This is a genomic window from Protofrankia sp. Cj5, from assembly GCF_917627405.1.
Lineage (GTDB): Bacteria > Actinomycetota > Actinomycetes > Frankiales > Frankiaceae > Protofrankia.
Genome location: NZ_CAKJTO010000055.1, coordinates 1 through 10,955, shown reverse-complemented (window position 1 = coordinate 10,955; position 10,955 = coordinate 1). Strand labels below are relative to the sequence as shown.

Here is a 10,955-nt window from a genome sequence, read left to right as displayed (position 1 = left end):
CGGTGGCAAGCGGTCAGCGGTCAGCGGTCAGCGGGTCCGGGTGGGGACGGTCTCGTCGCCGTGGGCGCCAGTCTGGTCGCCGGTCCGGTCGGTGGCGGTAGCACAGGTTCTGACCAGCGTGAAAGCGTCGAAGGGGACGGGCGAGGGGCCGGAGCTGTCGTAGACGGTCACTCGGATGCGGGTTGCGCCGCCAGGCTCGCCCGGATCCACGTCGAAGCCGGCGAATGCGTACGGATGCTCCGGCGCGCGCAGCGCCAGCCAGGGCGCTGGTTCGCGGGCGTGAATCGCGCGAAGCCGCGTCGGGTCGGATTTCCGCGGCTCTCCGCCAACGATCACTCGGCCTTCGGGCGGATCGAACAGCTTGCCGGCTGACGGCGCTGAGGAGCCGCCCGTTCCAAGGACCATGTGGACGGTTCCGGCTGAGGTGTCGATCACATCTGTCTCGTATGACGCCGGCCGCGGCGTGAGCACCTCTGAGCCATCGACTACCCCACGTAGTGGATATGTCCGTTCGTAATGATGCTCGTGCCCACACAGGACAAGGTCCACCTCGAAGGCATCGAACAACGGCAGCCATTCCTGACGGATTCCGAGGTCGGCGCCGTTGTGCTGTGCGGCGCTTGACACGGCGGTCTGGTGCATACAGACAATGATCCAATTAATGCTCGGATCAGCGCGGGCCTGGCGCAGGGTTTTCGCGAGCCAGGCCCGTTGCCGGCCGCCACTGTAACCGCGAATGTACATCATGCCAGCGTCCTGATAGCAGATGTCGTCATTCTGCAGGACGACAAAACGCACGCTCGAAACGGTGAAGGCATACCACAGGCCGGCGACAGCCGGGTTCGCGCGGTCAGTGATTTCGCCAACGGCGTCGAGGTCATCAGCGGGATCAGTGCTGTCGGGTAGGAGAAAGCGGCTTTGGTAAGCGCTCAGCCCATGCGCTCCGTTACCGCGTTCGACCTCGTGGTTGCCAGCTGCGGGCATCCACGGGCGGTGCCGAGCGGATATGCTGATCATGTTGAACCAGTCAGACCATGCCCGGAGTGGGTTGCTGCGCTGATTGGCGTACGACAGATCGCCGACGATCAGGGTGAACAGCGGGTTGATGCGTTCGATGCCGGTCACGACGTGCTCGGACGCCGGGGTGCCGAACGGGTCGTAGGCAGCGGACGTTCCTTGATCACCAAAGCAGGTAAACGTGAAGCGCGCCCGGCCGTCGGGTGCCGTCCGCAGCGTCCCACCCTCAACGCGGGCGATCCGGTCATGCAGTACCTCGTACACGTACATGGCATCCGGCTCGAGGTTCCCGAGCAAGGCGTGATGATTGATCACGTCCATGCCGGTGACGCCATCGGTGTACACCCGGGTGACAGCGGGGACCTCGCGATCGAGACCGCCCGGAGGGCTGCCGAAGCGTACCCGCGGGTGGCGGACCATGATCGGTGTCGTCCACGACACGGCCATTGATCTCGCCGGGTCCGGGCCGAACGTCAGATGGATGTGTTCAACGGGAGTTCCCGCGCGCGGGGCCAACTACCCTCCTCGCTTTTTGTCACCATCACCGTTACCGTTGACTGCTGTTGCTGTCTGCTATGCCATGGTGTCAACGCTATCCGGAGGACATGGACGAGTTCCGCCGGCCACACCGACGGGTATCGGACAGCCCGTGAAGGGTTCGGGGCGGTTTGTGGGATGCCGCACAGACGGTATGGCGAACATGGCGAAGGGGCGGCTCCGCTGCCGCGGAACCGCCCCTTCCTGATCCAGGGTCCTACCCGTAAGACGACTCCTACTCGCTGGACTTGGCCAGATCGATCGGCAGCGCGTCAGGCACCTGGTTCGGCTTTGGTTCACCTCGGAAGGTGAACGTGGCGGCCTCGCCTTCGCCCTCGACATCGCCGACGACGATCTCGCCGGGACGCAGCGTCCCGTACAGGATCCTCTCGGACAGGACGTCCTCGATCTCCCGCTGGATCGTCCGGCGCAGCGGCCGGGCGCCCAGCACCGGGTCGTAGCCCTTCTTGGCGAGCAGTGCCTTGGCGGCGGGGGTCAGCTCCAGCGCCATGTCCTTGTTCTTCAGCTGGACGTCCACCCGGGCCAGCATGAGGTCCACGATCTGGATGATCTCTTGCTCGGACAGCTGGTGGAAGACGATGATGTCGTCGATCCGGTTCAGGAACTCAGGCCGGAAGTGCTGCTTGAGCTCGTCCTGGACCTTCGCCTTCATCCGCTCGTAATCGATGGCGCCCTGCCCGGTCGCGAACCCGATGCCGGGGCCCTTGGAGATGTCCCGGGTGCCCAGGTTCGACGTCATGATCAGAACGGTGTTCTTGAAGTCCACCAGCCGGCCCTGGGAGTCGGTCAGCCGACCATCCTCCAGGATCTGCAGAAGAGTGTTGAACACATCCGGGTGGGCTTTCTCGACCTCGTCGAACAAGACGACCGAGAATGGCTTGCGGCGCACCCGCTCGGTGAGCTGGCCGCCCTCCTCATACCCGACATAACCGGGCGGAGAACCCACCAGTCGCGAGACCGTGTGCTTCTCCATGTACTCGGACATGTCGAGCTGGATCAGCGAATCCTCGTCACCGAACAAGAACTCCGCCAGCGTCTTGGACAGCTCGGTCTTACCGACACCGGACGGGCCGGCGAAGATGAACGAGCCACCGGGACGCTTCGGGTCCTTCAAGCCCGCGCGGGTACGCCGGATCGCCTGGGAGACAGCCTTGATGGCCTGCTCCTGGCCGATGACACGGCGGTGCAGCTCGTCTTCCATGCGCAGGAGACGGGCGGTCTCCTCCTCGGTGAGCTTGAAGACGGGGATGCCGGTCCAGATCGCCAGCACCTCCGCGATCTCCTCGTCGCCGACCTCGGCGACGACGTCCATGTCGCCGGCCTTCCATTCCTTCTCCCGCTTGGCCTTCTCAGCCAGGAGGGTCTTCTCCTTGTCACGCAGCGACGCGGCCTTCTCGAAATCCTGCGCGTCGATCGCGGACTCCTTGTCCCGGCGGACGCTGGCGATGCGCTCGTCGAACTCGCGCAGGTCCGGCGGAGCGGTCATCCGGCGGATACGCATCCGGGACCCGGCCTCGTCGATGAGGTCGATCGCCTTGTCCGGCAGGAACCGGTCGGAGATGTACCGGTCGGCCAGCGACGCCGCGGCGACCAGCGCGCCGTCGGTGATCGACACCCGGTGGTGCGCCTCGTAGCGGTCGCGTAGGCCCTTGAGGATCTCGATGGTGTGTGCCACCGACGGCTCCGCGACCTGGATGGGCTGGAACCGGCGCTCGAGCGCGGCGTCCTTCTCCAGGTGCTTGCGGTACTCGTCCAGGGTGGTGGCACCGATCGTCTGCAGCTCGCCGCGCGCCAGCATCGGCTTGAGGATGGAGGCGGCGTCGATCGCGCCCTCGGCGGCGCCCGCGCCGACGAGCGTGTGGAGCTCGTCGATGAACAGGATGATGTCGCCGCGGGTGCGGATCTCCTTGAGGACCTTCTTGAGGCGTTCCTCGAAGTCACCGCGGTAGCGGGACCCGGCGACCAGCGCGCCGAGATCGAGGGTGTACAGCTGCTTGTCCTTCAGGGTCTCGGGGACCTCGCCCTTGACGATCGCCTGTGCCAGCCCCTCGACGACCGCGGTCTTGCCGACCCCGGGCTCGCCGATCAGTACCGGGTTGTTCTTCGTCCGGCGTGACAGCACCTGCATGACGCGCTCGATCTCCTTCTCGCGCCCGATGACCGGGTCGAGCTTGGACTCACGAGCGGCCGCGGTGAGGTTACGGCCGAACTGGTCGAGGACCAGCGAAGTCGACGGGGTGCCCTCGGCCGGGGCACCGGCGGTGGCGGGGTCGCCCTTGCCCTGGTAGCCGGACAGGAGCTGGATGACCTGCTGGCGGACCCGGTTGAGGTCGGCGCCGAGCTTGACCAGTACCTGCGCGGCGACGCCTTCGCCCTCACGGATCAGTCCGAGCAGGATGTGCTCGGTGCCGATGTAGTTGTGGCCGAGTTGCAGGGCCTCCCGCAGGGACAGCTCGAGCACCTTCTTGGCCCGGGGCGTGAACGGGATGTGCCCGCTCGGCGCCTGCTGGCCTTGCCCGATGATCTCCTCGACCTGTGACCGAACACCCTCGAGGGAGATCCCGAGCGACTCAAGTGCCTTGGCGGCGACGCCCTCCCCCTCGTGGATCAGTCCGAGCAGGATGTGCTCGGTGCCGATGTAGTTGTGGTTGAGCATCCTGGCTTCTTCCTGAGCCAGGACGACGACCCGACGTGCCCGGTCGGTGAATCTCTCGAACATGTGCGCTCCTTCGAGCGGTGCGACCGACCACACGGCAGCCGGTATCCGCATGCTAGCTCCGCCGAGGCATGTCCCCACGCATCGAACGGAAACCTACCCGCCGGCCTCGCCCTCTTCGTCGTGGACGGCGGGCCAACCGGGACAGTCGGCCCACCAGCGAAGACGTCTTGGTCAACGGTGACCGACCGGGAGCGATTCCGTCCCGCTGTTCCGCCGAGAGCAGAACGAAATCTCATGATTACCGGGTCGGTGTGCCCAGCTACCGGGTGATCGGGTCACACCCGATCATTGGTGGTCAAGGGTCTCGGTCCAGATGTCAGTCGCTTGCCGCTAGTTGCTGAAAGTGATATTTTGTGTACTTTTGGTTATAGTCTTGTATAAAAGATGAAAAATCTTACTTGTTGATTGCGCTACAGTAGCTAATTGTATCCGCTGTTGGGCGGAGGGCAAGTAGTGATCATCAGGCAGCCTTGCGCTGGCCGCCTGGAAAACAAAAGCAAGAGGCTCTGGCTGGTTCGATGGCCGGGATTTTCCGTGCCCCGAACGCTGGATTGGTTATCGGGGGAGCGGCTGACAACAATGCTGATTGTCATGGCTCGGCGCGACCGCGGTGACCGGGCGTGTGGTCTTTATAACCGCAATGCCTGATCGATGATCAACGGATCGCTATCACGCCATGGGGACAAAATTATCTACCAATCAACTTTTTTCAGCCAGAAAATACCCAATATTCAGCTCGCGCTCCTGGCTGGAGGCCGCGCTGCCCGCACCCCTCGGCTCCTGCTAGCATCACCTCTCAGGGCATTTTTTGGGGGATGTCACTACATGCACTATCCGGCTTGCGTCTGCCACGAAGAGCTGCCGATGACCGATTGGGGTCGGTCATCGACGGATCGTCTGGAAGGTAACAGCAGGCCGTGTCGTCACAATCTACCGTACGTTACCGGGAGTCGACTTGTCGACCGATGGAACGGGGGGGAACGCGTGGGGGGATGAACCGGCTCTTAACACCATCGAGTCACCGTCGTCTCCGCTCTGCCGCATGGGAGCTCGCTCGCCGCCGATCGTCAGGCGCGGTGGGAGCCGATGGCCCGAAAGCGGCTGTCCGCCGGGGCCTGTTGCCCGGCAAACGGATCGATCCGTGTGGGCGGGGCCACGCGGCCGATCGGCGGGCGGAGCTGGCGATCGCCACCGCTGTCCTGCTCTCCCTTGTTTCGGCCTGTGGAGCATCGGCTGGATCGGCGAGCGTGTCCGGACGAAAAGCGAGCGTGACCGTTTCCCTCGCGGGCCGGCCCCTGAATCCGACGGTCGTCCAGCCAGTCAGCCACCTCATCGACACGAATGGATCTCCGTTTGATGTGCGGTCGGGGACCGCGGGCAGGCTGGCGTTCGTGTTTTTCGGCTACACCCACTGCCCGGACGTCTGCCCGACAACGGCAGCCGACATTGCCGCGGCTCTCGGTCAGCAAACCCCGGCCGTTCGGGCCAGGACCACCTTTGTTTTTGTGACGACCGATCCTGAGCGTGACTCGCCGCAGACGATGCGTCGATGGCTTGATCAGTTCGACACATCCTTCATCGGCCTCACTGGAAAATGGGCGGACATCGCTGACTACGCAGCGGCCCTCGGGCTCCCGGTCGTTCCGCCCGAACAGGCAGCCGATGGGAGCTGGCTGGTTCAGCACGTGTCCCGAGTGACCGCCTTCGCGCCGGATGGCACCGCCCGCGCCGGATATTTTCCCAGCACGACCGTCGCTGACTATTCACATGATATTCCCCTGTTGCTGGAGAATCGGTTGTAGTGGGTGCCTTTCCGTGTACACAGCATGTACGCACGATACGCGCACTGACCGTCGGGGAGGAGATCCGGGACATGCGGAGGACTCGCAGCGGTGACCGGCAAACGCAGCTGTGGCGGGGGCGGCCACTATGAGCCGGCCCGTGTGCGGCGGCAGTCCAGGACCTTTTTCCCGGTAACACCTCGCGGTCCGGCAGCCAGCACGGAACTCGGCGGTTCACCCCCCGATCTTGGGTTGTAGTTGATACCCGTAAGGTGAAAGGAACGACCTTGCTGTCTGCCCTTGTCTCGGCAGCAATCGTTATCATTGCTCTCACGCTGTTCGCGACATCCGGCACCAATCTGTGGTGGATGCTGCACGCATGGCGCACGCCTGAAACGTACCACGAGACCTTCTACCTGCCGGCCATGGGCAAACCCTGCCACAGTTTTTCGATTATCGTTCCCGCCCGCCACGAGAGCGAGGCGGTGTTGAGCGCGACCGTCGCCCGTCTCGTCAGCCAGACGCACCCGCAGGTGGAAATAATTCTGGCTGTCGGCCACGATGACCCATCGACTGTGCAGGTGGTACAGAAAATTGCCGCCGGCCAGCCAGGTCTGAAAATCTCGGTCGACCAGTCCGCAGTCAAGAACAAACCGCGTCAGCTGAACACCGCCCTCGCGGACTGTACCGGCGACATCGTAGGCGTCTTCGACGCGGAGTCACTGGCGGCCGCGGAACTGCTCGCCCATGTTGACGAGGTATTTCAGACGAGTAATGCCGACGTCGTCCAGGGTGCGGTCCAGCTCGTCAACTTCCAGTCCAGCTGGTTTTCTCTCCGCAACTGTCTGGAATATTATTTCTGGTTCCGTTCACGGCTGCATCTGCATGCCCAGAAGCAGTTCATCCCGCTCGGTGGAAACACCGTGTTCGTACGCCGGACGCTGCTCAACGAAGTGAACGGATGGGATGGTAACTGCCTCGCCGAGGACTGCGATCTTGGTGTCCGCTTGTCCGCGCTCGGCCGCAAGGTCAGTGTCGCCTTCGATCCTCGTCTCGTCACCCGAGAGGAGACACCTGACACGATATACGCCCTGGTGAAGCAACGGACCAGGTGGAATCTCGGTTTTATGCAGGTACTCCATAAGGGCGACTGGCGGAAGCTGCCGACCCGCCGGGCGCGGAACCTCGCCCGCTTCACCCTTACGCAACCGATGACACAGGCGTTTTCGGGACTAGTGCTCCCGGTCGCGCTGTTGACTGTCGTGGCCGGTAAGTTCCCGATGGTCGTCACGTTGACCTCCTTTCTGCCGGCTGTCCCGACGATCGCCATGCTCGGCTTCGAGGCGGCTGCGCTCCGGGCATTCGGCCGGGATTACGACTTTCGTATCCGGGTTCGTGACTATGCCAGTCTCGTGTTCTTTATGCCCGCCTATCAGCTGATCCTCTCGTGGGCGGCCGTGAGATCAGCCTTTCGTTTCTTCGCCGGAAACTTCGAGTGGGAGAAGACCGCCCACGCCGGAGCCCATCTGAGTACATCCGCAACCGCCGACGACGCGGCCTGAAGAAAGTCAGGGGGATCCGAACGTGTCCATGACCGCAGTGCTACCGCAGCCAGTCCTGAGCGCCTTACGAACACCCGCGGCGGCGGTCGACCGGCAGCGGCGGCGGTGGCCGGATGTAGCGATCATCATGGGGCTAGTGATGATCACAACCATAGTTCTACTTGTCAACCTCCACGGTTACCCGACTGTCCAGGACGACGAGGGAACCTATCTCTCCCAGGCCGAATGGGTGCGGGCGCACGGCGCGCTGTCGCCATACACCTACTGGTATGACCATCCGCCGTTCGGCTGGATACAGCTGGCCGCGCTTTCCTGGATCCCGGCCTTCCACGGGGGCTCGCTGACGGTCTCGTCTGGGCGCGCCATCATGCTCCTCTACGCCGATGCCTCGGCTGCGCTGCTCTACCTGCTGGCTCGTCGGCTGGATATCCGCCGGCCCTTTGCCGTCCTGGCCGTCCTGCTGTTCGTCTGTTCGCCGATCTCCGTGACCTTTCTGCGTCAGGTGTATCTGGACAACCTCGCGATCCCATGGCTTATCGCGGCCTTCTACTTCGCCTGTACGCCCCGTCAGCACCTCTGGCACTATGTGCTGGCCGGAGTTTTTCTCGCGGTTACCGTGCTGACCAAGGAGACCACCGCCATACTGGTGCCCGCCGTGGCGCTCGCGGGCTGGCAGTCCAGTTACGCGAGGACCCGGGATTTCGCCTCCGTGGGCTTCTGGTCAGGTTTTGTGCTGATTTGCCTGGTATATCCCTTGATGGCTTTATTGAAAAATGAGCTGTTCGCTGGCCCCATCCGTGTGTCGCTGCAGGCCGCGATGGAGTTCCAGTTCGTGAAACGGTCCGGTTCGGGCTCGGTGTTCGACCCGGTTGCGTCGGCTCACGCCACGGCCCTCGGCTGGGTGCAGCTGGACCGGTGGCTGCTGATTCTGGGTGCCCTGAGCGCTCTTTTCGCGCTCACCATCCGTCGGCTTCGCCCGATCGGGCTGGTGGTCGTGCTGCTGGGAATCACCTTGCTACGAAAAGGCTATCTGCCGCAGATGTTCATCATCGTGGCGCTGCCCTTTCTCGCGCTGTGCGTGGGTGGCGTGGTCGACCAGGCGTGGTCGACCACGCGGCGGTGGGGCAAGCCGGCGCGACTGATCGGCGACGGCAGCCTGCTCGCGGCTTTTACCGTCGGCATCGTGGCGCTCGGTGCCGCATGGCAGCCTGGCCTCGCGCGGGCTTTCACATCTTCTAACAATACGGAACACGTCGCGGCCGTAGCTTATCTGCGAACCTCGGCGATCCCACGGGACAGTCGTATCGTCGTGGATAACACGATGTGGCAGGATGTTTACCATGCCGGCTTCTCTTCACCCTGGCATACGATTTGGTACTACAAAGTAGATCTTGACAGTGCGGCAAAGAAAGAGCTGCCGGACGGCTGGCGCGATCTGGACTACATCATCCTCACACCATTCATGCGGCAGGATATTTCGACTCTCGGGCTGACTACGATGGGTATCGCGGTCGAACACTCGCGGGTAGTCGCACGTTTTGGCACGGGTCCGGCCGCGGTTGAGCTCCGAGCGGTGACAAAGTGATCCACAGCCGCGCTGAATCGACGGCGGACAGGCGACAAGCGGCTTTCAAGACTGTCTGAAAACCAGTGGATCTGGGGGTAGCGTGAGTCGAAAAAAGAAACAGGCGGCGGGTGCCGCCGTCGAGTCCCCGTCAGCGTCCCCGCAGGAGCCCGAACCGGGTCCGGCGGAGCGGGCGGCGGTCGATGGGATTCCCGCACAGTATTCAAGAGCGGAATCCGGGCCGCGGCCGCAGCTGACGGTGATCGTGCCGACGCGAAACGAGGCGGGTAACGTGATGCCGCTTCTCAACCGGGTGGACGCGGCGCTCAGCGGTATGGCTGCCGAAGTTCTGTTCGTCGACGACTCCACCGACCACACGCCACAGACTGTGGAAAGCGTTCGGCGGAACTTCAACGTGACGGTCCGTCTTTATCATCGTGCACCGGCTGTCCGTTGGGGGGGACTCGGCGGTGCGGTCGTCGACGGGCTCCGCTCGGCACGCTCTCCTTACGCGGTCGTGATGGACGGCGATCTTCAGCATCCGCCGGAAGCTCTGCCGACGCTGTATGACGCCGCAGTCGCCAATCAGGCGGACATGGTGATCGCCAGTCGCTATCGCGGGAACGGGGACGCCGCCGGACTGGCCAATGGTATGCGCAGGTTTGTGTCGTCCGGCGCAAGTCTTGTCTCCCGGTTGGTTTTCCCCCGCCGGCTGCGGGGTGTGACCGATGTGATGAGTGGATTCTTCCTCGTCCGGGTTGGCGCGCTTCATCTTGATAATCTGCAGCCAAGTGGCTACAAAATTTTGCTTGAGCTGCTCGTCCGCATGGACAAGATCAGTGTAGCGGAGATCCCGTACTCGTTTGCGAAACGGCATACGGGCGAATCCAATGCCTCCGTCCTCGAAGGGCTGCGGTTTGTTCGGCATCTTTTCTGGCTCCGGGTTCCGCGAGCGGCGCGCTTCGCGCTCGTTGGCGCGACGGGGCTATTGCCCAACGTTCTCGGTACCGCCGCACTTGTCCTGCTCGGATTGCATTACACTGTCGCCGCCATAGCGGCTACGCAAATCGCGAACGGGTGGAACTTCCTCGGCTGTGAACTACTCGTCTGGCCCGACAAAAAGGGCTCCTGGCGGCACCGGATCGGGCCCTTCATGCTGCTTAACAGCAGCGATCTGTTCCTGCGGCTGCCACTGCTCGCCTTTTTTGTCGAAAAGTGGGGCCTGAGCGTTATGGCTGGCACTCTGCTGACGCTGGCCATCGCGTTCGCGTTACGATTTCTGCTTATCGACCGGTTGGTCTACCGGCGCCGTGGGAAGAAAGCCACCGGACACCTGCCCGAAACGGCGATCATGGTTGAGCGGGAGGCATTTGAAAACGTGTTAGCCGAACATACGGCATGAACCCGCAAGCGGCGGCTGCCGATGGTCCAGCTGGGACCTCCGACAGCCCAGCCCGGACAACCGCGGCAAGTCCCACAGCCTTGCCGGCAGTTTACCGCCCCACTGCTGGTGGGGACCTGGGCGGCTGCCCCGAGAACTCTGGAGAAGATGATTGTCGATGACAGGTCCTGAAAATATCGGGCGCCGTCGCCGATGGCGGCGCTGGCAAACTGCCAGATCACTCGGTGCGCTATCCGTGGCGGTCATGTTCACGGCGCTTCTCGGGCCCGTGGCAGCCGCGCCACGGGCGGCCCTGGCTGCCGCGACGAATATGTTGCAGAATGGATCTTTGGAGACGCTGGACGCCGCTGGT

The 10,955-nt window shown here is 63.4% G+C and carries 6 protein-coding genes; 4 read left to right on the top strand and 2 right to left on the bottom strand.

Translation table 11 applies throughout. The features are described 5' to 3' along the window. Positions 1-27: 27 nt before the first annotated feature. Both MJ777_RS13465 and MJ777_RS13460 read right to left on the bottom strand, forming a co-directional pair. The gene (locus tag MJ777_RS13465) at positions 28-1,533 is read right to left on the bottom strand and encodes a metallophosphoesterase family protein (RefSeq protein ID WP_239376485.1); all 1,506 of its coding nucleotides are present in this window, start codon (positions 1,531-1,533) and stop codon (positions 28-30) included. 256 nt (positions 1,534-1,789) lie between these two features. After that, entirely contained in the window at positions 1,790-4,294 is a 2,505-nt protein-coding gene (locus tag MJ777_RS13460) for an ATP-dependent Clp protease ATP-binding subunit (protein WP_239310302.1), read from the bottom strand. 1,268 nt (positions 4,295-5,562) lie between these two features. Between MJ777_RS13460 and MJ777_RS13455 the strand changes: the two genes are divergently transcribed. The 4 genes from MJ777_RS13455 (at position 5,563) to MJ777_RS13440 (ending at position 10,603) form a co-directional block, all read left to right on the top strand. After that, positions 5,563-6,096, top strand: a complete 534-nt coding sequence (locus MJ777_RS13455; protein ID WP_239310303.1) for an SCO family protein — start codon at positions 5,563-5,565, stop codon at positions 6,094-6,096. 266 nt (positions 6,097-6,362) lie between these two features. Continuing rightward, the gene (locus tag MJ777_RS13450) at positions 6,363-7,637 is read left to right on the top strand and encodes a glycosyltransferase family 2 protein (protein ID WP_239310304.1); all 1,275 of its coding nucleotides are present in this window, start codon (positions 6,363-6,365) and stop codon (positions 7,635-7,637) included. 229 nt (positions 7,638-7,866) lie between these two features. Then, on the top strand, positions 7,867-9,222 hold the full coding sequence (locus MJ777_RS13445) for a glycosyltransferase family 39 protein (RefSeq protein WP_239348246.1): 1,356 nt from the start codon (positions 7,867-7,869) through the stop codon (positions 9,220-9,222). A gap of 238 nt (positions 9,223-9,460) precedes the next feature. Next, positions 9,461-10,603, top strand: coding sequence for a glycosyltransferase family 2 protein (locus tag MJ777_RS13440; protein ID WP_239348245.1), 1,143 nt, complete (start codon positions 9,461-9,463; stop codon positions 10,601-10,603). Positions 10,604-10,955: the final 352 nt, after the last annotated feature.